Annotated in this window: 21 protein-coding genes; all 21 read left to right on the top strand. The window is 61.6% G+C overall.

The annotated features are described in order from the left end of the window. Position 1 precedes the first annotated feature (1 nt). On the top strand, positions 2 to 1,420 hold the full coding sequence (locus PIN31009_RS14035) for a phage tail sheath subtilisin-like domain-containing protein (protein ID WP_150740292.1): 1,419 nt from the start codon (positions 2 to 4) through the stop codon (positions 1,418 to 1,420). Between the two features lie 25 nt (positions 1,421 to 1,445). Continuing rightward, positions 1,446 to 1,820 carry a phage tail protein gene (locus PIN31009_RS14030; protein WP_150740293.1) on the top strand — a complete coding sequence of 125 codons (375 nt, stop codon included), beginning with the start codon at positions 1,446 to 1,448 and terminating at the stop codon, positions 1,818 to 1,820. Beyond that, a complete protein-coding gene (locus PIN31009_RS14025; RefSeq protein WP_150740294.1) occupies positions 1,821 to 2,195 on the top strand; it encodes a hypothetical protein in 375 nt (124 codons plus the stop codon). It abuts the gene before it with no gap. A 20-nt stretch (positions 2,196 to 2,215) separates the two neighbouring features. Further along, entirely contained in the window at positions 2,216 to 2,365 is a 150-nt protein-coding gene (locus PIN31009_RS27935; RefSeq protein ID WP_174991083.1) for a hypothetical protein, read from the top strand. Continuing rightward, complete coding sequence (locus tag PIN31009_RS14020; RefSeq protein WP_150740295.1) at positions 2,365 to 4,650, top strand: phage tail tape measure protein; 2,286 nt, start codon at positions 2,365 to 2,367, stop codon at positions 4,648 to 4,650. Before PIN31009_RS27935 ends, PIN31009_RS14020 begins: the two co-directional genes overlap by 1 nt. 1 nt (position 4,651) lies before the next feature. Then, complete coding sequence (locus PIN31009_RS14015) at positions 4,652 to 5,962, top strand: DNA circularization protein (RefSeq protein ID WP_150740296.1); 1,311 nt, start codon at positions 4,652 to 4,654, stop codon at positions 5,960 to 5,962. Further along, positions 5,946 to 7,070 (top strand): phage baseplate assembly protein, encoded by a 1,125-nt coding sequence (locus PIN31009_RS14010; protein WP_150740297.1) that lies wholly within the window; start codon positions 5,946 to 5,948, stop codon positions 7,068 to 7,070. The genes PIN31009_RS14015 and PIN31009_RS14010 overlap by 17 nt, the downstream gene beginning before the upstream one ends. Beyond that, entirely contained in the window at positions 7,067 to 7,687 is a 621-nt protein-coding gene (locus PIN31009_RS14005; protein WP_150740298.1) for a phage baseplate assembly protein V, read from the top strand. The genes PIN31009_RS14010 and PIN31009_RS14005 overlap by 4 nt, the downstream gene beginning before the upstream one ends. A 76-nt stretch (positions 7,688 to 7,763) precedes the next feature. After that, positions 7,764 to 8,114, top strand: coding sequence for a phage GP46 family protein (locus PIN31009_RS14000; protein WP_150740299.1), 351 nt, complete (start codon positions 7,764 to 7,766; stop codon positions 8,112 to 8,114). After that, complete coding sequence (locus tag PIN31009_RS13995; RefSeq protein ID WP_150740300.1) at positions 8,114 to 9,187, top strand: baseplate J/gp47 family protein; 1,074 nt, start codon at positions 8,114 to 8,116, stop codon at positions 9,185 to 9,187. Before PIN31009_RS14000 ends, PIN31009_RS13995 begins: the two co-directional genes overlap by 1 nt. Next, the gene (locus tag PIN31009_RS13990) at positions 9,184 to 9,774 is read left to right on the top strand and encodes a YmfQ family protein (protein WP_150740301.1); all 591 of its coding nucleotides are present in this window, start codon (positions 9,184 to 9,186) and stop codon (positions 9,772 to 9,774) included. The genes PIN31009_RS13995 and PIN31009_RS13990 overlap by 4 nt, the downstream gene beginning before the upstream one ends. After that, positions 9,761 to 10,927, top strand: a complete 1,167-nt coding sequence (locus PIN31009_RS28355) for a glycine-rich domain-containing protein (RefSeq protein ID WP_150740302.1) — start codon at positions 9,761 to 9,763, stop codon at positions 10,925 to 10,927. The genes PIN31009_RS13990 and PIN31009_RS28355 overlap by 14 nt, the downstream gene beginning before the upstream one ends. A 2-nt stretch (positions 10,928 to 10,929) precedes the next feature. After that, entirely contained in the window at positions 10,930 to 11,466 is a 537-nt protein-coding gene (locus PIN31009_RS13980; RefSeq protein WP_150740303.1) for a DUF4376 domain-containing protein, read from the top strand. Between the two features lie 49 nt (positions 11,467 to 11,515). Beyond that, positions 11,516 to 12,301 carry a DNA adenine methylase gene (locus tag PIN31009_RS13975; RefSeq protein WP_150740304.1) on the top strand — a complete coding sequence of 262 codons (786 nt, stop codon included), beginning with the start codon at positions 11,516 to 11,518 and terminating at the stop codon, positions 12,299 to 12,301. A 111-nt stretch (positions 12,302 to 12,412) separates the two neighbouring features. Then, positions 12,413 to 13,141: a magnesium and cobalt transport protein CorA gene (locus PIN31009_RS13970; RefSeq protein ID WP_484555850.1), complete on the top strand. Its 729-nt coding sequence runs from the start codon at positions 12,413 to 12,415 to the stop codon at positions 13,139 to 13,141. 223 nt (positions 13,142 to 13,364) lie between these two features. After that, entirely contained in the window at positions 13,365 to 14,603 is a 1,239-nt protein-coding gene (locus PIN31009_RS13965) for a CaiB/BaiF CoA transferase family protein (protein ID WP_150685129.1), read from the top strand. Between the two features lie 447 nt (positions 14,604 to 15,050). After that, on the top strand, positions 15,051 to 17,291 hold the full coding sequence (locus tag PIN31009_RS13960; RefSeq protein ID WP_150790652.1) for a TonB-dependent receptor: 2,241 nt from the start codon (positions 15,051 to 15,053) through the stop codon (positions 17,289 to 17,291). Continuing rightward, entirely contained in the window at positions 17,291 to 18,070 is a 780-nt protein-coding gene (locus PIN31009_RS13955; protein ID WP_150790651.1) for a tetratricopeptide repeat protein, read from the top strand. Before PIN31009_RS13960 ends, PIN31009_RS13955 begins: the two co-directional genes overlap by 1 nt. 397 nt (positions 18,071 to 18,467) lie before the next feature. Beyond that, positions 18,468 to 19,289: a sulfite exporter TauE/SafE family protein gene (locus PIN31009_RS13950; protein WP_150685132.1), complete on the top strand. Its 822-nt coding sequence runs from the start codon at positions 18,468 to 18,470 to the stop codon at positions 19,287 to 19,289. 496 nt (positions 19,290 to 19,785) lie between these two features. After that, positions 19,786 to 20,367, top strand: a complete 582-nt coding sequence (locus PIN31009_RS13945) for a hypothetical protein (protein WP_150790650.1) — start codon at positions 19,786 to 19,788, stop codon at positions 20,365 to 20,367. A 210-nt stretch (positions 20,368 to 20,577) separates the two neighbouring features. After that, entirely contained in the window at positions 20,578 to 21,252 is a 675-nt protein-coding gene (locus PIN31009_RS13940; RefSeq protein WP_174996146.1) for a response regulator, read from the top strand. Positions 21,253 to 21,268: the final 16 nt, after the last annotated feature.

Here is a 21,268-nt window from a genome sequence, read left to right as displayed (position 1 = left end):
CATGTCGAGTCCAAACGTCACTATCTACCAGATTCCACCTGGCCGGAAGCCTGGGCATTACTTCGAGTTCAACACAAAGGCCGCGCTAAACACGCTTCCGGCTAATGATCAGAGCATGATCATCGTCGGCCAGCGCACGACCGAAGGTCAGCTCGACGCCCTTGTCCCGTTGGATATCTATAGTGAAGATCAGGCTGCCGATGCATTTGGCAACGGCTCGCTCGCTCACATCGCAGTCACTGCGGCCCTGACGGCCAACCGGTATCTCGCGTTGACCGTCATCGCTGTCGATGACGCGGCCGCTGGCCAGCCTGCGCATGGCACTGTCACATTCGACGGCACTGCAACGGCTGATGGTGCGTTTGCGCTGTTCATCGGCAATGCCCGCGTCGACGTGAAGGTCTCGTCTGGCGATGACGCTGATACGGTTGCCGCCAGCCTCGTTGATGCAATCACCCAGGCGGTCAAGCTTCCGGTCACAGCAACGGCCACAGCGGGCGCTGTCACCATCACCGCCAAGAACAAAGGCGAATTTGGCAATGGAATTGTCACTTCGCAGTTGAATCAGGCACTAGGCATCACCGCGACACTCACGCCATTCGCTGGCGGCCTGAACGATCCGGACATCGCTCCGGCGCTGGCCAAGGTGTTCGGCGCGGCGTACACCATCTACGCGATCTGCTGGGCGACGGAGACGGCGCTCACGAAACTGCGCGATCACGTCAATGCGGTCTCGCACCCGCTTGAGCAGCGCCGCACGATGGGCTTCGCGGGCACGTCGACCACGCTTGCGTCGGCAACAACGCTCGCCGGGGATCTGAATGGCGAGCGCGTCACGATTGCCTGGCACCCACAGTCGTTGTGTCTTCCCGCCCAGATTGGCCCGGCCTACGCGGCAACGGTGGCGACCGAATCGGATCCGGCGCGCCCGTTCGACAACCTGGCTATCCCTGGTCTGGACGTGACGCCAGTGGCGGCGTGGCCGGGGCGCACGGAGCAAGAGAAGGCACTGCACAACGGCGTCACGCCGCTGCAAATGGGGCCCGGCAACGCGGTGCAGATCGTGCGTGCCATCACCACGTACACGGAAACGCCGGAGGGCACGGAAGATCCTTCGCTGCTCGATATCACGACGGTGCGCTCGCTCGACTACACCGCGAAGTCATGCAAGACCCGTATCGACCTGCGCTATCCGCGCTCGAAGATCGCGGCGAAGACGCCTGCCAACGTGCGCAGCGATCTGCTCGATGTCCTCTACACCCTGGAACAGATGGAGATCCTGCGCTTCATTGACAAGTACAAGGATGGGTTGATTGTCGAGGAGGACCTGCAGGAGGTCGGCCAGTTGTGTGCGGCGATTCCTGCGCCGGTGGTTCCGGGCTTCCACGTGCTGGCCGCACGTATCGACCTGTACCTCTGACCCGACATAGCCAAAGGAGCCAATCATGGCATTGAAAGATTACGTCGGCGCCATCGTGCTGGAGGTCGACGGACAAGAGGCCGAGGTGGTGTCGTTCTCGGTTACGTCGCACACCGGAAAGAAGCCGGTGAAGACGATGAACCGTTCGGGACGTGCTGCGGGCGTTTCTCGCGGTGTGGAATCGCACGATTTGAAGGTCACCGTTGTGATTCCGCAGGACGAGGAAGAAATCGACTGGTGGAACATGCACGGCGGCAAATTGACGACGTCCCCTGTCGCTGGCGGAAAGCGCACCAGCTACCGGGACTGCGTCACGATCGACGTCGGCACGCAGTACTCGGTCGATAACGAAGCACGTCGTGACCTGACTATTTTTGCAACTCAAAAGGTGGATGAATAAATGCTGACTATCAAAGACAAGCTGCTCTGCGGCATCGAATATCCCGCCGGAAGCGGCCAGATGCATCGTGACTTCGAGGTGCGTCTGCCTCGTGTGGGGGATCGTATCGAGGTGGCCGAAAGCCCGGACGTCATGGGGAGCATGGTGTCGAACGCCCGATTCGACGCTGCCATGCTGACTCGCTGCATCACGAGCCTCGGCACCATTCCGCCCGAGAAGATCACCGAGGAGCTGATCGTGTCGGCCGTTGAGATCGATTACCAGATCATGGAGGCGGCCCAGGAGCGACTAAAAAAATCGCTGATCGTTTCGAATCAGATCCCCGAATCCGAGAGTATCGACTCGCAGTCCTCGTCTTCGGAAAGTACGGAATAAACGAAGAGCGACTCCAGCGCATGACGGATACCGAGATTGCCGGGTTCGTCTATGCGTTGGAGACGCTCAACGGCAAGCCGCACGGTTCGTCGCGCGGCGGTTCGTCCCGGGAAGTGGTCAGCATGCGCAGGCCACGTTTGAAGAAATCCAAGAAGCCAAAAGGTAAGTAATGTCCCGTGACCTCGAAGTCGGCATGACCCTGCGCTTGCGCGACGAGTCGTCGGGCGCCGCTCGGCAAGCCGAGCGCAATGTCCAGACGGCCGCGCGGCAGACGGGGCAAGCCTACGTCGACGCTTCGAGGGTAGCGGTCAGTGCGACGCACTCACTGAATTCAGCCCGCTTGGCGGAGAGTGGAAAGGCTGAAGGGACGATTCAGACCAAGGCGAAGCAGACCGGCGAAGTCTATGTGGCGGCGACACAAACCGCGATCTCAGCGACCCGGCGACTTGCCGATGCTCGTGAGACGCTGGGTGCGCGATCCGATCAGGCGATTCGCCGTGAAATCGACCAGACGATCGCGGCGTACAGCCGCCTGGAGCGTGCGGGCTTTCGGTCGACCGAAGAGCAGATCCGCGCATTCTCCTCACTGCAGAAGAAAGTCGCGGAGCTGAACCAGGAATTCGGAAAGGTCGAAAAGCACGAGCTGAGCCTTGGTCATGCGGCCAAGGGCGCAATGCATATAGGCGAGGGTGTGGCGGGCGTCTGGGGTGCAACGCACGCGGTGGCTGATCCGGTCAGTCGCACGATGAATTTCGATCAGCACCTCGCGCTGATGGCCAACACCAGCTACCGGGATCTGACGCCGCAGCAGCGGGTCGGCAAGACGAATGAGCTGCGCCAGGCGATCTACGCAGCGGTGCGCCAGGGTGGCGGCTCGCTAGAGGATGCCACTGAAACCCTGGAGAAACTGCTCTCGCACGACACGCTCGGCCGTAAGGCCGCGTTTGACCTGCTGCCCAAGCTGCAACTCGGTGCCACGGCGGAAGGCGCGAGCGCCGTCGAGCTGGGCAACATCGCAGTCAAGGCTGTGCAGAACATGCACTTTGGCGAGAACGACACCGGCAAGGTGCTCGACATGACGGCGGTCGCTGGCCACATGGGGGAATTCAAGATTCCACAGTTGGCTCAGTACCTGCCTGCACAGATGGCGGCAGCGGCCAACGCCGGTTTTTCCGGTGCCAAGGGCATGGCCAAGATTCTCGCGCTGAACGAAACGGCGATGTCGACGGCGGGTTCGGCCGGTCAGGCGGGCGATAACGTCAAGGATCTTCTCAGCCAGCTATCGAGCACGGAGTTTGCTACGCGGGCCAAGCGTGCCGGGATCAAGAATTTCGATGAAGTCCGCACCAAGACGCTGGCCGGGGGCGGCGACATGCTCGATGCCGTTGTCTCGATGGTGCAGACGACGTTCAAGAACGACAAACAGTACCAGGACATCCAGGCGAAGCTGAAGACGGCCAAGCCAGGCGAGCAAAAGGAACTGCTTACCAACATGGCGAACCTGCTGCAGGGTTCGGCCATCGGCAAACTGTTCGGCAATCAGCAATCCGTGATGGCGCTTACTGGCTACATGACGCAGACGGACAAGCGCAAGGAAGTCTATGAAGCGGCAATGAAGGAGTACCAAAAGGGCGGTGGCACGATTGCCAGTGATGCCCAGGTCGCGCAGAGCATGGACGGCTACAAGGTCGGCAAGCTCAAGAACGAGAAAGAGATTGGCGAGATGGAGACCGTGCGCGGTCTCAATCACGGGCTGGGCAATGCGTCCGAAAAACTGGCGGAATACGCTCAGCAGTATCCCGGTCTCACCAAGGCAATTTCTGCCACCACGATGGCCTTTGAGACGTTGACGATGGCCGTGGGCGCGATGGGCGCATTTCGCATGATCACGGGTGGCGGCTCTGCGGCAGCAGCGGGCGTCGCTGGAGAGGCGGCAAGCGTGGTCGGTGGCGTTAGCAAAGCGGGCGTCGCGACCGAGGCTGTTTCGATGGGCGCGAAGGCCATGAAGGGTGCCAAGCTCTTCGGCAAACTGGCCGCGCCGCTGCAGATTGCCACGACTGCCTACGAGGCGTGGAACGTCGCTCATGACGACACGAAAACCGCTGCACAAAAACACGCAGCCTATGTTGGCGTTGCGGGCAAGGCCATCGGTGGTGTTGCTGGTGCTATGGCAGGCGGCGCAGCCGGTGGTGCTGCTGGCGCGGCCATCGGCTCGGTGGTGCCCGTTGTTGGTACGGCCATCGGCGGCGCAGTTGGAATGGCTGCTGGAGCCGTGGGTGGCTACTTCGGCAGCGGCTGGGGCGAGAAGCTGGGCAAGATGATCGGCGATGCTCTTTTCGCAGAGAAGAAAACCGAGAAGGCCGCCGCACCTCAACCAATCGTTATCAATCTTGATGGTCACCAGATCGCCCAGGCGGTGAACAAAGTGAACCAGCAAATGGCGGAGCGTCACTGATATGGCATGGTCTGAGAACCTATTCGACGCCTCGTTTCGTGGCGTTCCCTTCGAGTGTTTGCGCGCCGACGATACGCTGGATCGCTCGGTCTCTCGCTACAAGTATCCGAACGTCGACGGCGAGGACATTGAAGACTTGGGCCAAAAGGCCCGCGAAGTGTCGATGACGGCGGAGCTCTTCGGCGACGACTACGAAACGCAGATGCGGCAGTTGCTCAACGCCCTTGCCACTAAGGGGCCCGCCGAGTTGATTCACCCGATCTTCGGCTCGATGCCGGACATGCAGTTCCTGGGCGGCCACATTTCTCACGACGCAGAGAACCGGGACTCCTGCCGGATCGACATGAAGTTCGCGGCGTCCAAGCCCGGCAACTTGCTCTACACGGGCGAGGATCCGCCGCAGAAGGCTGATGCCACTGCGCAACTGGCCAACGACGCACAGTCCGCCGCCAGTAGCGTTTTTGGAATGGCCGTGGATGCCCTGAAGGCAGCAAAGGCTGGCATGCAACGTTTGAACGCGTTTCGCGACAACATGCTTGACACCGTCTCACCGCTGCGCTCGTTGGTCATCGGGTTCAAGACGGTCGGTCTGGACTATCTGGCGTTTCCCAGCGCGTTCGCATCGGACATGATCGGCCTGACCAGCGGCATGAACCTGATGCACGCTTTCTCTGATGGGCTGGAAATGTCGGACTGGAATGCCCTGGGAAAGCAGTCGAAATCGGTTGTGTCGATTCCCGCTGCTGCGGCCAAGGGCGAGACCGTGGTCATTCCGGGCACGCCCAATGCCAACGTGGTGACCGATACGCCGTTTGATCCGACTGCGCCTTACTCACCACCGCAACCGAGCGCTGTTGTGGCCGATCCGAGCGACGTGCAACTGGTGACGATGCTGACCTCGGTGATCGTGGCGTCGCAAACGACCCAAGTGGCCTCCGACGTGTTGGCGAATCAGGCGGACACGCCGACGCTCACACCTGACCAGATCGAACAGATTGCGGACGACACCCGTGGTCAGATTCAGGACGCGATTGACCTGGCGACCAGCAGCATGACGGTTGAGCAGTATCGACCCATCGTTGAGCCTCTCAAGGATGCGGCCCTGTCGCTCCAGCAATTGACGGTCTCGGTGATGGATGCGATGCCGCCGATCGTCACTCGCACGGTTCCCGTGGATACCAATCTGACGCTCCTGGCGTTCGATTGGTATGGCGACGCGCAGCGCTCGGCCGAGCTGCTGCGCCTGAACCCAGCGCTCAAGAATCCCAATTTCATCACCCGAGGGGAGGTGCTCCGTGGCTTCGCGCGATGAGACGGTAACGGTGATGGTCGGTGGCAAGTCGCATAGCCAGTGGACTGCGTATTCCATCGATTCCGATTTGCTGATTCCTGCCGATGCGTGGGACGTTCGACTAACAAAGCCTGCGGGCAAGATGCCGGACAACATCCAGCGTGGTGCGTCCGTTCAAGTCAAAGTCGGTGGCGAGACGGTGCTTAGCGGCTTTGTCGATCGCGTTAAGCGGCGAACCGGCAAAGACGGCAAATCGCTCGCGATCAGTGGGCGCGATATGGCGAGCGTTCTGCGTGACTGTTCTGCGCCGATATTCACCGCCAAACAAGTGACGCTGGCGGAGGTTGCTGCGACGATTGTCAAGCCGCTTGGCATCACCAAAATTCGTATTCAGAGCGCAACCTCGCCGACACAGTGGGACAAGATCAGCGTCGAACCGGGGGAGTCCGCCTGGGACGCGCTTGTGCACGCAGCGGAAGGCGAAGGACTGTGGCCCTGGTTCGAACCGGACGGCACGCTGGTGATTGGTGGGCCGGACTACAACGCGCCGCCAGTGGCGAGCCTGGTGTTGCGCGACGATGGGCGCGGCAATAACGTCGAATGGTTCGATGAGGATCTGTCGAATTCCGAGCGGTATTCCGAGGTGACCGTGTTGGGGCAGGCGCACGGCACTTCGCACGGCTCTGCGGCTGCGGCCATCAAGACGACGGTCAAGGATACGAGCGTACTGACCTATCGCCCGAAGATCTTCGTCGATCACGACGCACCCAATCTTGCGGCTGTGCAGTCACGAGCCAAGAAGATCATTTCCGATTCGGCGCTGGCCGCGCATACGCTGCAGGCGAGCGTGAAGGGGCATCGAACCGCTGATGGTGCACTTTGGAAGCCTGGCCAGCGTGTGCACATTGTGTGGGAAGAGTACGGTGTCGATGCCATCTATTTTCTGATGGGGCGACGTCTGACGGGAGGAGAGTCCGGCAATAGGACATCGCTCAAGCTGAAGGAAGACGGCGTGTGGATTCCGGATGCGCATCCGCACTCTGGGCGCAAACATCGTCATGGCGGCAAGCACGAGAAGCCCGGTTTCATCGTCACGGATGCCACCATTAACGCGAATATCATGAAATGATCGCCGAAATTGACAAGCGCATTTCGCGTGCGCTCGCAGGGGTACGTCGCGTCTTTCGGGCCGTGCTCGGGAGCGTCAATACAGCAGGCCCAGTAGTCATGGCCAGCGGCACCGGCCTGGCTGACGAGCCACTGAGTGATGTGGAGCTGATGCAGCACTTCGGCTTTACCAGCGCACCGCCTCCCGGTTCGATGCTTGTGGTCGTGCCGGTGGGCGGTGCGAGCAGCCACGGCGTTATCGTTGCTACGGAGCATGTGCAACTTCGCATCAAGGGGCTGCAAACGGGCGAGACGGCCGTCTATAACGCCTATGGCGACTACCTGTTGTTTGGCAAGGATCACACGACCACGCTCAAGACCAAGAATTTTGTAGTGGATTCCGAAACGACGACGATCAAGGCAAGCCAGGGCATCAAGCTCGATACCCCCAAGGTAGAGGCCACGCACGAGCTGGCTGTTGCCGAGGCGATCACCGGCAGCGGCGGCTTGGCCGTCTCGGGCGGCAGCGGCGCATCGATAGACAAACTCGACGTCTCCGGTGACGCCACCATCGGCGGTAAGTCGTATCTGGAGCACACGCACCACACGCCTGACGGCGAATCAGATCCACCGTCGTGATCGGTTTGCCACACACGCAAACCCACTGACATCCGCCAGCATCCAAAACTAGCGCCCATGCTCCGACAATATCGACATGGACGCACTCATCGATCCCCACACTGGCGGCTACACAGGCGAGCAGACGAATACGCTGCAAAACGCTGTGTACCTGCGCCTGTCTGTGCCGCTTGGCACATGGTGGGCTGACCGCAAAGTCGGCTCACTGCTCTACACGCTGGCCCGCTCCAAAGACCTACCTCGCACCCGAAACCTTGCCGTGCAATACGCCGAACAGGCACTCCAACCGTTGGTTGATGACGGCCGTGCATCAAAAGTCACGGTTGAGCCGAAGACCGGCAAGACCGGCGTGATTGTCCTCGTTATCTCGGTCTACCAGAGCAACGGCCAGGTCGACCATTTCGAACATCCGGTGAGGGTTTCCTGATGCCAGCCACCGTCCTCACGCTCGACCAGATCCGCGCGAACATCCTTCGCGAGATCCAGAACCAACGCCCCGAAGCGGACGTGAGTTCTGACTCGGACTACTACGTGCGCGCAAGCGGTACCGCGAGCGCCATCGAAGGGCTGTATCAGTACCAGTCGTACACCGGCCGTCAGTTCTTCTTTGACACGGCCGACGAGCAGAACCTCATCAAGCACGCCCGCATGTACAGCATCGAGCGCAAGCCTGCCGTGGCTGCCAGCGGGGATCGAGCCGTTGTACTGACCGGCGTTGCTGAAACGCCTGTGGCGTCTGGACTTTCGCTCAAATACCGCGATGGCACGACGTACACGACCACCTCCGGTGGGCAGATCGGTGCTGACCAGACGCTGGTTGTTGGCGCTACGGCCGATGTGTCGGGCACCGCGTCAAATCGTGTTGCTGGCGATGCGCTCACGCTGACCGTGCCGCCAATGGGCGTCAATGCGGCCGCAACTGTTCAAAAGCTGCTCGGCGGTGCAGACATCGAGTCGTTGGAGAGCCTGGCTGCCCGTGTCGAGTTCCGCATGCAGCACCCGCCAGCAGGCGGCAACAAGTATGACTACTGGCAGTGGGCGATGGAAGTCCCGGGCGTGACGGCCGCATATGTTTACCCGCTGCGCCGTGGCCTGGGCACGGTCGACGTGGTGGTGCTGGGCGAGGATGGCCTGCCGTCCGACGAAGTGCTCCAGGCGGTGCAGAACAACATCGACAACAAGCGGCCGGTGACGGCGAAAGACTTTCGGGCGATCAGCCCGACGATCAAGTCGTATGACGTGCGCGCGTTACTCGTACTCGACGGCATTTCCATCGATGAAGCCCGCCAGACTATCAAACCCGCAATCGACGCCTACGCGCAAACGATTATTCCGGGCATGACGGTGATTTGTACGCGCATCGGCGCTGCCATCAGCGATTGCGCGGGCGTGCTCGATTACGACCTGTTGACGCCGCTTGCAAACGTGGTGCCGCAGGCCGACGCGACGGTGATCGAGTGGTGCCGCCTCGGTGACATCTATCTGGACAAGAAGCCATGAGCCAGCACGCGACGCTGCTGGCCAAGTTGCTGCCGCCGGTTGCCTATTCGCCTAACGATCCGAGCTTGAAGGTCGAGCTGGCCGCAGAGGGCAAGGCGCTCGACCAGGCGCTGGCCGACGCGCGAGTCGTTGAGCTGGGCATCGTGCCGTCGTTCGACGCTATCGAGTTCCTGCCCGATTGGGAGCGCGTATTTGGCCTTGTGCCAAAAGCTGACGACACGCTGCAACAGCGCATGTCGATGGTGATGTTCATGGCGAACGCCACGGGCGGGCTGTCAATACCGTATTTCATCGGGCTGGCCAAGGTGCTGGGCTACACGATCACGATTGACGAATTCGAGCCGTTTCGCGTGGATCGGAACCGAGTCGGTGATCCGCTCTATAGCGAAGACGCGATGTGGCTGTGGCGTGTGAACGTCGAGGGCGCGCCCGAGCTGAAGTACTACTTCCGGGTGGGTAAGAGCGCAGTTGGTGAGCGGCTGGCCGTGAGATCCGATCCGATTCTGGAAACCCTGTTCGAAGACCTAAAGCCCGCGCACACGAAGGTGATTTTTCAATACGACGAGGATAACGATGCAGAGAATTAACACGGACGACGGTCAGTTCGTAGAGGGCACCATCCTTACCAAGGATTGGGCCAACAGCCAGCAGAACGAGCCTGCTCACGTCGTTGAAGGTGCAGGCATGACGCTCGATCCGAGCGACGATCACCAGTTGCTCAAGGCGATCACGCGGTTAGTGAACAGTCCGACCGTTCTAAGCGATGTGGGTGGTGCTGAAAATACATATGCAGCGGTCAACGTTCCGCCATTGACAGCGGATTCGTTGGTGGAAGGGATTGGTCAGCGCGTACGTATTTCGCATACGAATTCTGGTTCATCGACGTACGCGCCGGATGGCTTGCCCGATAAGCCAATTGTGGGTTTAGGCCTCCTGGGTCTTCAAGGCGAAGAGCTGGTTGAGCATGGCATAGCGACGCTGCTTTACACGACATCGCCTTCAGTAAACGCAGGCAATGGTGCGTGGATTCTTGTCATGTGTGCGGGCGGAACGCTGCAATTGCCGCCCGGCAAGGAGCCACATCATGCGATCACGCTGGAGCAGGCTGACCAGAGATATGCACCGGGCATTGCCGTCATCACTCAAACGGGCGATTTCACTCCAGTGCGAGAAGACAACTGGATAACGATGATAGGTGCCGGTGGTGGAGGCGGAGCCGGTGGACGCGACATGAGTGACTTCATGATTCCCGGTGGTGGAGGTGGAGCGGGGCAAAGCGTCTACCGATACCACCTGAAATTGGATGTCGGAGTTTCGGTTAGGGTCACCATTGGTAAGGGCGGCAAAGGGGCCGCAACGGTGCTGGCGCAAACTCCCTCGCCTTTGCCCAAAGGCGGTACTGGCGGCGCGTCTAGCTTTGGTTCGCATGTGACTTGCTCCGGTGGGGGCGGCGGTGAGGGTGGATTCACTGGGTCGGGGAGCGTTGGTGGCGCAGGCGGATTTGGCTGGCCGGGTGGTGGTTCGGGGCAATACACAGGTTCTGCGAATGCCCAAACCACATTTGGCGGTGCTGGTGGAAATGGCCTATTCGGCGGAGGTGGGCCTGCCGTCAACGGATATCAGATTACGAACGCCTCTGGATATGGGGGCGGTGGCAGCGGCGGTGCTCTTTATTACATCAGAGAGGGCGATTCCAACGGTGGTGATGGTTTTGATGGCGTTTGCATCGTGGAGTGGTGAACATGAAGACGTTTGCACAGATTCTTTTCGGGCGTCTGCACTGGAAATTTGAAGCGAATGAGCGGCCGGACTTCGCGCCAGACTTCGTCGTGACGGAAATATCAGGGTTCGATCCGATGCCGCAGGAAGGCTGGGTGGCCACACAGGGCGGTGACTCATGGACGTTCGCGCCCGAACAGCCCCCAGAGGTTCCGCTAGACGATGCCCGCGCCCTTGCGCGATTGAACATGCGCGCAGCGTGCCGACGTGAGTTGCTGGGTGGCTTTGCGTCATCGCCGACGAGCGAGGAGCGCACCTACGGCTCGGACGAGGCCGATCAGTTGAATCTCCTGCATGCCGTGATGCTCGCTGCACCGGCAAAGCTGTGGTGTAAGGTCGGTGATCGGTGGGACTTCGTTGAGCACGACGCGCAGCAACTTGCCGTCGTGGCCGCTGATTGGGCCTCGAAGCGTCAGGCTATCCAGCAGCACTACGCCGACAGGCTGCGCGAGATTGACGCCGCAGAGCGAGCGGAGGATGTCCGGGCGATTGCCTGGTAGCGCACCGCTTCTCCGTGTCCTGGGCAATAGAAATATCAGAGGAGTCCCAATGGCAAACCCTATCGTTCCCTGGATCGGCGGCAAACGGCGCTTGGCCGAGCTGCTGATCCCGCGCTTTCCCGACCATACGTGCTACGTCGAAGTCTTTGCGGGTGGCGCTGCGCTGTTCTTCCTGCGTTCGCCCGCTCAATGCGAAGTCATCAACGACATCAACGGCGAGCTGGTGAACCTATACCGGGTGGTGCAGCACCACCTTGAGGAGTTCGTCCGCCAGTTCAAGTGGGCGATATCGAGCCGTCAGGTGTTCAAGTGGCTGCAAATGACGCCGACCGAACCGTTGACGGACATCCAGCGGGCGGCCCGCTTCTACTACCTGTCGCAGCACGCCTTCGGGGCCAAGGTGCAGGGGCAGTCGTTTGGGACGGCAACCACTGCGCCGGTGGTGAACCTGCTGCGGATCGAGGAGAGCCTGTCGGCCGCGCACCTGCGCCTGGCCGGTGTCCAGGTGGAAAACGTGGCCTGGCAGGACTGTGTGGCCCGCTACGACCGGCCGCACACGTTCTTCTACATGGATCCGCCATATTGGGAGACGGAGGGCTACGGGGTGCCGTTCGAGTTTGACCAGTACGTCCAAATGGCCGATGTGCTGGCCAGGCTGGAAGGTAAGGCCATCGTGAGTCTGAACGACCACCCGGCCATTCGGGAGTGCTTCGGCCGGTTCCAGATGGAGTCGACCGATATCAGTTACACGGTGGGTGGAGGCGGTGGCACTGCCCGCCGGGAGTTGATCATCTATAGCTGGGATCGTGCCGCCGAGCCGGTCGGGCTGTTCTAGGGCGCGTCAACCTAGAAGTGTCAAAAGCGGCGCGAAATTAGGCGATGTGGCCGTTTTTCGTCTGTGCCAAAAGAAGCGCAAAACAGTGCCAAAACGCGCGCAACGTTACACGTGCTCAACAAAGACACCGACGGTGACTTCACCATCGGCGAGGTCGCCATCTTCGCCGGGCACAACTACGTGCTCTCGGTGCGCTCGAACGCGACGCAGGGGTTAGGGGCTGTGCGTGCACGCGCAGAGAAGGAGCCGCACTTGCTCAAGCAAGGCGCAATCTTCGTGCTCTACGCGCTCATGGATGCCATTGTCGACAGCTACTTCCCGGTGTTCGACGATCTCGAAGCCCAGCTTGAAGCCATCGAGGAGCAGATATTCGCGCGCAATGAACCGGCCAAGGGGCGCGAGATCATCGAGGATCTGTATCAACTCAAGCGGCGTCTCATCACACTGCAACACGCCTGCGTGCCGCTGATGGAAGCGGTCAGCAAGCTGTTCGGCGCGATGGCCCCGAAGCTCTGCGGCGGCATGCAGGAGTACTTCCGCGACGTGTATGACCATTTGCAGCGCATTACGAAGAACATCGACATGCTGCGCGAAATGGTCACCACCGCACTTTCGGTCAATCTCGGCATGATCTCGCTCACCGAGAACGAAACGACCAAGCGGCTGGGCTCGTTTGCCGCGCTGTTCGCCGTACCGACCATGATTGCGGGCATCTACGGCATGAACTTCGCCGATATCCCCGAGTTGAAGTTTCAGTACGGCTATCCGGTCTGCGTGGCGGTGATGATCCTCATCGATCTGCTGCTGTTCCTGAAATTCCGTAAGGCGGGCTGGTTGTAAGCCGCGATGGCAGGGCGGGGCGTTGGGACAGTCTTCCGTGTCACGCGGATGTCGTTGCCACCCGCTGCGCCTTGCCCTGTTGCCCGGTGGCAACGGGGCGGTAGCACCTCTTTTTTCCGCCGTGACCGGCGTCGAGTAATTGCACTAGAATGCGTCAACACCGCGTCAGACGGTTGCCAAGGTTGAGAACTACAACAAACACCAGGCAAATAGGGGTCAGACATTGAACGCACCACTCACGGGGATCCGCGTCATTGAGTTCTGTCGGGGCGCGGCGGGCGCTTATTGCGGCATGCTGCTGGCCGACATGGGCGCAGACGTCATCATGGTCGACGATCCGGTCGACGACATTACCAACGAAAGCCACGGCCAGCACGGTCCGCTCGGGGCGACCGCGCAGACAGGGTTACGCCGCAACAAACGTTCCGTAGCGCTCGACCTCGGCACGCTCGAAGGCCGCAGCCTCGCGCACACGCTCGTTCGCGGGGCGCAGGTGGTCATCGAATGCCTGCCCGCAGGCACGCTCGTACGGGCAGGGCTCGGCTACGAAGCGCTGTCGGTCGTGCAGCCGCATTTGGTCTACGTTTCGATTTCCGCGTTCGGTCAGGATGGCCCGCGCTCGGCCGGTCATCCCGGCGTGCCGGCCATCGATGCCTTGCGCGGCATGCTGGGGGCCACGCCGGGGCGTCAGGCACCGCGCGACTTGCCGGTCGCAGACCTCGCAGCGGGGCTGTATGCCGCGTTTTCCGTGTCGGCGGCGCTGGTCGCGGCGCAACAGCACGGGCGCGGGGTGCATATCGACGTGCCGATGCTTGGCGCCACGCTCGCCATCGCCGCGTTGCGCGAGGGTGAGGCGGCGGCGAGCGCCGCGAGCGAGCCTGAGACGGTTAGCGGTATTCCGCGAACGGCTGACGATGCCCGTTTTGGCGGTCCGGCGGCACCTTGGCCGACGTTCCGCGCAAAAGACGGGTACTTCGGCATGGATCTCGACGGTCAGGCGCATTGGCGGGCAATTTGTGCGCTGGTGCATCGTGTGGATCTGCTCGACGACTCGCGCTTTGCCAACGCACGCGAGCGGGCCCGCCATCAGGCGGTGCTGCGCGACGTGCTTGAGCCGGTCTTCATGCACGACGATCGCGCCGTCTGGCTTGCGCGCCTGAGCGCTGTCGGTGTGCCGTGCACGCCCATCAGCACGTATTCGCGCGTGCTCGCCGATCCGCAAGTTGCCCATATGGGCTGGGTTCGGCCGATGGTGCTGCCCAGCGGCGAGACTACGCACACGATCGTTTCCCCGGTTCGCATGAACGGCCATGGGCCGGTGACGCATCGTGAGCCGCCGGCACCCGGTGAGCACACCGGCGACATTCTGGCCGAACTTGACGCAGAGTCGGCAGCAGCAGGCGAGGGCGCCACTGTCCCGCCGGCTGGCACATTGCTCACCGAACCGCTGCCGAAGGGCTGACCCCGGGCTAACATAGCCCTGATCCCGGGCCGCCGAGCTTCTGGCGGCCCGCTGTCCTTAATTCGCTCGCTTCTCCGCGCTTTTCCTCGTTCCTCCCCCCGCAGATCGTCTCCGGCCCCTTGCGGGCCTATATCGCCTGATCGCCAGCGTGTCCACGTCTTCAGCGCGTATTTGTTCCTGATGCAACAGTTGTAACGGGTATTACAGGAAATATTACAAATCATTTGCAACTGGTGATAAAAATAGGAATAATTCGCATTTCCGAAATACGATCCGAAGTCGGTATTGCATTGATTCGATGGGTGTAATTGGTAGTGGGCAGTGGATCAGACGGGGGTGACGCAATGTCGCTCGCGTTCTCAGGCACCTGACAAGTACAGAACAACGACAAGGCAAGACTGGGAGACGGATCGCAGACAAACAGCGATCTCCAGGGGGGAATCCAAGATGCAAGTGGGACCGATGACGCTGCGTCGCTCGCAGTTGAGCGCAGCATTGGTGGGAATTTTGAGTGCGCAAGGCGCCGTGGCCGCAGACGCCGACGCCAAGAGCGCGTCGACTGACGTGCAACTCCCGAGCGCCAATGTCACGGGCAATCGCGACAATTTCAAGGTCGATTACTCGTCGTCGCAGAAATTCACGGCGCCGATCGTCGATACGCCGCGTTCGGTCACGGTCATCCCGGAAACCCTGCTGCAAAGCACGGGGTCGAGCACCCTCACAGAAGCCCTGCGCACGGTGCCCGGCATCACGTTCGGCGCGGGCGAGGGCGGTAATCCGCTCGGCGACCGTCCGTTCCTGCGCGGCTACGACACGCAAGGCAGCCTGTTCGTCGACGGCATGCGCGACGTGGGCGCTACGACGCACGAAATGTTCAACACCGAGGCGGTGGAAGTCGTGAAGGGCGCGAGCGGCGCCTACGGCGGTCGCGGCGGTGCGGGCGGCAGCGTCAACATCGTGAGCAAGGAAGCGAAGCTGGGCAACTTTGCGGAAGGCACGGTGGGTCTGGGCAACGCCAAGTACAAGCGTATGACGGCGGACGGCAACTGGCAGATCGGCGATCACGCGGCATTCCGCATGAACCTGATGGGTCACGACGCCGGTGTGGCGGGTCGCGATGCGATTTACGACTCGCGCTGGGGGATTGCACCGTCGGTCGCCTTCGGACTGGGTACGCCCACGCGCATTGTCGCGAGCTACTACCACATGCAATCGGACGGTCTGCCGGATTCGGGCATTCCGTACAACTACGCACCGGGCCGTCGCACGGGCCCGGCTTCGGTCAACCCGAACAACTTCTACGGGCTCGACGATCGCGATTTCCGCCGCACGTCGTCGGACATCGGCACGATCAAGATCGAGCACGACATTACGCCGACGCTCACGCTGCGCAACATGACGCGCTACACGAAGTCGTCGCAGAGCTACATCTGGACGCAGCCGGACGACAGTCAGGGCAACGTGGCCAACGGCAAGGTCTGGCGCCGCGCAAACACGCGTGACAGCAATGTGTGGAGCATTGCGAACCAGACGGAACTGTTCGGCGAAGGCCATACGGGACAGTTCAAGCACAGCTTCAACGTCGGTGCCGAGTTCTCGCGCGAATCGAGCCGTAAGGACGCCTACACGGTGGCCGCAGGCAGCGGTTCGGGGGCGGGCAATTCGTGCCTGCGCGCAGTGGGTGCAGCGTCGGGCTACAACTGCACGAGCCTCTACAACCCGAACCCGTACGATCCGTGGACCGGCAGCATTCGCCTGAATGACGACCCGGCATTCCAGCGCACGTTGACGGCAGCAATTTACGGTTTCGACACGATCGATCTGTCGAAGGAATGGCAGATCAACCTCGGCGCTCGCGTGGACCGCTATTCGACGGACTTCACGGATACGCGCGCCAATGGCGGCAAGTCGGTGTCGCGTGACGACACGCTGTTCAACTGGCAGGCGGGCGTGGTGTACAAGCCGCTGCCGTATGCCAGCGTGTATGCGTCGTACGCGACGTCGTCGACGCCGGCCGGCGCGTTGCTGGGCGAAGGCAGCGAGACGCAAGGTCTGACGCCGGGCCGTGGTGGTGTTGGCCCGAACGCGGCGGATCTCGCCCCGGAGAAGAACCGCTCGTATGAAATCGGTACGAAGTGGAATGTGCTGAACGAGCGTCTGCTGCTGACGGCGGCGCTGTTCTACATCGAGACGAGCAATGCGCGCGTGACGATGGCCGACAACACGTATGCCATGGTGGGCGGCAAGAACGTGAAGGGCCTTGAGCTAGGCTTCGCGGGCAAGCTGACGGACAAGTGGCAGGTCTTCGGCGGCTACACGTACATGAAGAGCGAGCTGACGGACAACGGCACGGGCACGGCCGTCTCGAACAACGGCAACCAGTTCCCGAATACGCCGCGTAACAGCTTCAGCCTGTGGACGACGTACGACATCATTCCGTCGGTGACGGTGGGTGGCGGCGCGTTCTACACGTCGAGCGTGTTTGGCGATCCGGCAAACCTGCGCGAGATTCCGGCGTACTGGCGTTTTGATGCGATGGCGTCGTGGCGCGTCAATAAGCATCTGTCGGCACAGCTCAACGTGCAGAACCTGTTCAATCGCCGTTACTTCGATCAGGCCTATCCGGCGCACTATGCGTCGATGGCGCCGGGCCGCAGCGCGATTGTCTCGCTCACGGCACGCTATTGATGATGCGTATTGAACCGGCGCAGATTGCGTCGCTCACGCCTGCGCAGGTTCGCGACATCCTCGCGGGGCCGCCGGAAACGGCGGCCGCGTGGCTGGCTGCGGCCTCGCAGGCAGGGCACGTCGATGCGCAGGTGGTCTATGCGCAGTGGCTGCTCGACGGACGCGGCGTGCCGCGCGATGCGGAGGCCGCACTCGAAGGGTTCAAGCGCGCGGCACATGCTGGGCACGGCATGGCCGCGAACATGGTTGGCCGCTGCTATGAAAACGGTTGGGGCGTACCGGCCAGCGATGAAGTGGCGCTGTATTGGTATCGCCAGTCGGCCCGCCGCGATGAACCGTGGGGCATGTATAACCTCGCGACGCTGCTGAGTCTCGGGCGCGGCGGTCCGCAAGATCGTGGGGCTGCGCTTGAATGGCTTCAGAAGGCTGCCGCAATGGGGCACGCTAAATCGCAGAATCTTCTGGGCGGCTTTCATGAAGACGGTTGGGAAGTACCTCGCGATATCGCCCTCGCTTTCGACTGGTACCGCAAGGCGGCCGAAGGCGGCGACTTTCGCGGACAGTTCAACGTCGCGCGTCTGCTGATCGGGCAGGGCGCTTTCGATCAGGCGCTTGCTTGGCTTGTTCACGTGCCGGAGACGGCGACACCCGCTTTTCTCGCCAAAGCCGCTACGTTTCTCGAGGAAGCCCCCGATTCGCGTATTCGGGCATTGGCCGCGCAATGGGCTTCGGTCTCTCCGCCGAGTTCTTTCGCACCGCAGGCTTCTTCGGCGGCTTGATCGTCGTTCCTTATTTCCGTGTTCGGTGTTCCCGTGGGGCCGCAGGTCTATCTCCCCCAACACCCCAACACCTCCCCCCGGACCGACCGAAGCCCCTCTCCGCTGCTCAGACAAGTTCAACTCGCCTCGGAGAGGGGCTCCGGTCACTCCCCACCACCCCCATTCGCACCCCCCACCCAACCCCTCGTACCACCCCCACCTCCCGTATCACCCCACATTCCCAGCATTCCCAGCATTCCCAGCATTCCCAGCATTCCCAGCATTCCCCACCCGCGCGGGGCACCATGCGTTGCCGCGCTTTCCGTCACTCGATGGTTTCTATATAATCATTGGTCATAAGCATATGACCAATAGTGATTTGGATGCGCTCCAGATCACCGACGCCGGAATCTACCCCATGCTGCTCGCTTCACTGAGTTCGTCGCCAACGGCCGCCCTGCTTGGCGCCGCGGTAGGACTCGTGCTCGGTTTGACCGGGGCCGGTGGCGGCATTTTTGCCGTCCCCGCACTGGTCTTCGGCCTCGGATGGGGGGTGCCTCAGGCAGGCCCCGTGGCGCTGCTGGCGGTGGGCGCCAGTGCGGCAGTCGGCAGTGCACAAGGGCTGCGCGCCGGTCTGGTGAGGTACCGGGCCGCGCTGCTGATGGCCGGCATCGGGGTCTGTGTCGCCCCGTTAGGGACGTGGGTCGCGCATCAGCTTCCCGAACACTGGCTGGTCGGCCTCTTTGCATTTGCCATGCTGATTGTCGCCACCCGCATGTATCGCGCTTCGCAAGGCAAAGGCGGAGTCGCCGGCAGTGTGGTGGTGCCGCCGTGCCGGCTCGATCCGGCAACGGGGCGCCTTCACTGGACTCGCCGCGTTGCCAGCACGCTGGGCGCCATCGGGGCGGTCTCCGGCTTTGCTTCGGGATTGCTCGGGGTGGGTGGTGGCTTCGTGATTGTTCCGGCTTTGCGCCGCTTCTCGGATATCACGGTCCACGGCATCGTCGCGACGTCGCTGTTCGTCATCGCACTGATCTCTGCGGGAACGGTCGCGAATGCGTGGTGGCACGGCATGCACCCGGGCACGCAAGGCTGGCTGTTCGTGGTCGGCGCCGTCGCCGGGATGGTGATCGGGCGCATGCTCGCCCCCCGTCTGGCCGCCGCCCGGCTGCAACAACTCTTCTCGGTGCTGATGGCCCTCGTCGCTGCCGGCATGTTCTTCAAAGCGTTCGGCGGCTGACTTCCGCCGTCAATTCCGGCAGTCAATTCTCGCCACTGATTCCGGCAGCCAATTCCCGCGGTCAATTCCCCCGGCCGACCTCAACGGTGCCTCACGGTTGAGCGCTCGCTATCGCGTTGCTTATGGATCTCTCGAAAATCGCAACGCTTTTCGAGTGACTTTTCGTTGCCGGGAAGCGACGCCTCATAGGTCCACGCGAATGGCGATTCTGTCTCGTCTAGTGCGTCAGAGTGAATCTTTGCGGCGCACGTTTGTCAATCACAGCGTCCGGTAAGCACTCGCGCTACGTGGGGTGCGTCATTGCCGCATACGGTCTGACGCACTGTGCGGGCTTTATTTAAGCGTCGCGGGGTTGTCCGCCTATTTGGCCTTGGGATGTTTCCTATAACTAATGCTAATACGTCCGAACAATGTGGACTTATCCTATATTTCTTCCGGTCGTCGACGGGGGAAAACGGTGAGCCGCCTGTTGACGGCACGACGGGGGATTGAATTCATGACAACGACGCAACGGACGGGTCTTGCGCTCACGCCGGAATGCCGCGAATGCAACGTGCCGATTCGGCGCACGCTGACAGGGCTGGCCGGAACGTTGTTGTTGGTGCTGTTGGCCGGGTGTAGCGAGCATCAACCACCGGGTGTCAGTCAGGCATACGCGGATCACGACGCACTGGACGGCGCGACGTTGTCGCGCGCCGAGACCGCACCGCGTGAGGTGACGGCGCCACGTGAGGTGACGTCACGCATGCGCCCGGTCGCGGCAGCGGTCGGCATGACGGGCACGCCGCAGGTGGGGCGCGTCGTCAGCGGCACCTACCGCTGGATGGCGGACTGGCCTGAAACCGACACGGTGCATCTGTGGGAAGCCGCGGCCGGCCCGACACGCATTCGCGTTGTCGGCCGGTCGCGAGACATGATGCCTTCCGCCGGTCTGCGCGGCGTGCGTATCCGGTACTGCGTCAAGCCGGTAATCGGCACCGGTGACATGCGACTGACGGGACACAAGACGTGCTCGTCGTGGACGACGGTCGATGGCACGTCGGCGGCACCGGCCCCCGCGGCGGCAACAGCGGGATAGCAGGACAGCGGGGGAGCAGAGATCGCCGGACAAACGCCCCGGCACCGGCCACCGCACCTGACCTTCGTCAACTGCATCGCGGTGACGCTTCTGTCATCTTTTTGTGTGCCGCTTCGTCACACATTCCTCTTTTGGGAAGCCATGACGCGTAGACACGCGGCGCTCGATCGCGCGCGCCCACGGCTGACTTCTTTTAAAAGGATTCCGCACATGATGGTAAAAATTCTGATTGCCGACGATCACCCGATCGTCTCTTCGACGCTGCGTGAGATGCTCGCACCAGATCCCGGTTTCCACGTGTTGCCGCCAGTCGCCAATTCAACGCAACTTTTCGAGGCGCTGGAGACGAATTCGGTCGACGTGCTGATCACCGATTACTGCATGCCCGGTGGTGTGTTCGGCGACGGGCTGGGCATGATCAAGCGGGTTCGCCGCAAATATCCGGACATCAAGATCATTGTGTTCACGTCGATCGAGCAACCGGCCATCATTCACGCACTGAACGATTGCGGTGTGCTGGGGGTGATGACGAAGTCGGACGATCTTCGCGAAATCACGGTATGCGTGGAGCGTTGCCGCCGCGGCATGCGCTATCTCGGCGGACGTGCCGAGCAGATTCTGGAGGAGCAGTCGCGCCGTAAGCCGACGACGCGCCGCCCGCTCTCGCCGAAGGAAATGGAGGTGCTGCGTATGTACCTGAGCGGCAACAACGTCTCTGAAATTGCCGAGGCACTCAAGCGTTCGGCCAAGACGATCAATAACCAAAAGCGGATGGCCATGTGCAAATTGGGGTGTCGCAACGACATGGAACTGTTCCAGTTGCACGCGTCGAGCCCGCTGCAACTCACGCGTGAAGGCGAGGTCGATACGACCACCGCCGCTTGAGTGCGTGCGACGTCGA

It is taken from the genome of Pandoraea iniqua, assembly GCF_902459685.1.
Lineage (GTDB): Bacteria > Pseudomonadota > Gammaproteobacteria > Burkholderiales > Burkholderiaceae > Pandoraea > Pandoraea iniqua.
The sequence above is the reverse complement of the archived record's forward strand: the minus strand, read 5'-3'. Positions and strand labels throughout refer to the sequence as shown.

Bases quoted from the DNA above. Each gene is read 5' to 3' on its own strand.
- PIN31009_RS14035 (WP_150740292.1), top strand. From the start codon at position 2: ATGTCGAGTCCAAACGTCACTATCTACCAGATTCCACCTGGCCGGAAG.
- PIN31009_RS14030 (WP_150740293.1), top strand. From the start codon at position 1,446: ATGGCATTGAAAGATTACGTCGGCGCCATCGTGCTGGAGGTCGACGGA.
- PIN31009_RS14025 (WP_150740294.1), top strand. From the start codon at position 1,821: ATGCTGACTATCAAAGACAAGCTGCTCTGCGGCATCGAATATCCCGCC.
- PIN31009_RS27935 (WP_174991083.1), top strand. From the start codon at position 2,216: ATGACGGATACCGAGATTGCCGGGTTCGTCTATGCGTTGGAGACGCTC.
- PIN31009_RS14020 (WP_150740295.1), top strand. From the start codon at position 2,365: ATGTCCCGTGACCTCGAAGTCGGCATGACCCTGCGCTTGCGCGACGAG.
- PIN31009_RS14015 (WP_150740296.1), top strand. From the start codon at position 4,652: ATGGCATGGTCTGAGAACCTATTCGACGCCTCGTTTCGTGGCGTTCCC.
- PIN31009_RS14005 (WP_150740298.1), top strand. From the start codon at position 7,067: ATGATCGCCGAAATTGACAAGCGCATTTCGCGTGCGCTCGCAGGGGTA.
- PIN31009_RS14000 (WP_150740299.1), top strand. From the start codon at position 7,764: ATGGACGCACTCATCGATCCCCACACTGGCGGCTACACAGGCGAGCAG.
- PIN31009_RS13995 (WP_150740300.1), top strand. From the start codon at position 8,114: ATGCCAGCCACCGTCCTCACGCTCGACCAGATCCGCGCGAACATCCTT.
- PIN31009_RS13990 (WP_150740301.1), top strand. From the start codon at position 9,184: ATGAGCCAGCACGCGACGCTGCTGGCCAAGTTGCTGCCGCCGGTTGCC.
- PIN31009_RS28355 (WP_150740302.1), top strand. From the start codon at position 9,761: ATGCAGAGAATTAACACGGACGACGGTCAGTTCGTAGAGGGCACCATC.
- PIN31009_RS13980 (WP_150740303.1), top strand. From the start codon at position 10,930: ATGAAGACGTTTGCACAGATTCTTTTCGGGCGTCTGCACTGGAAATTT.
- PIN31009_RS13975 (WP_150740304.1), top strand. From the start codon at position 11,516: ATGGCAAACCCTATCGTTCCCTGGATCGGCGGCAAACGGCGCTTGGCC.
- PIN31009_RS13960 (WP_150790652.1), top strand. From the start codon at position 15,051: ATGCAAGTGGGACCGATGACGCTGCGTCGCTCGCAGTTGAGCGCAGCA.
- PIN31009_RS13955 (WP_150790651.1), top strand. From the start codon at position 17,291: ATGATGCGTATTGAACCGGCGCAGATTGCGTCGCTCACGCCTGCGCAG.
- PIN31009_RS13950 (WP_150685132.1), top strand. From the start codon at position 18,468: ATGCTGCTCGCTTCACTGAGTTCGTCGCCAACGGCCGCCCTGCTTGGC.
- PIN31009_RS13945 (WP_150790650.1), top strand. From the start codon at position 19,786: ATGACAACGACGCAACGGACGGGTCTTGCGCTCACGCCGGAATGCCGC.
- PIN31009_RS13940 (WP_174996146.1), top strand. From the start codon at position 20,578: ATGATGGTAAAAATTCTGATTGCCGACGATCACCCGATCGTCTCTTCG.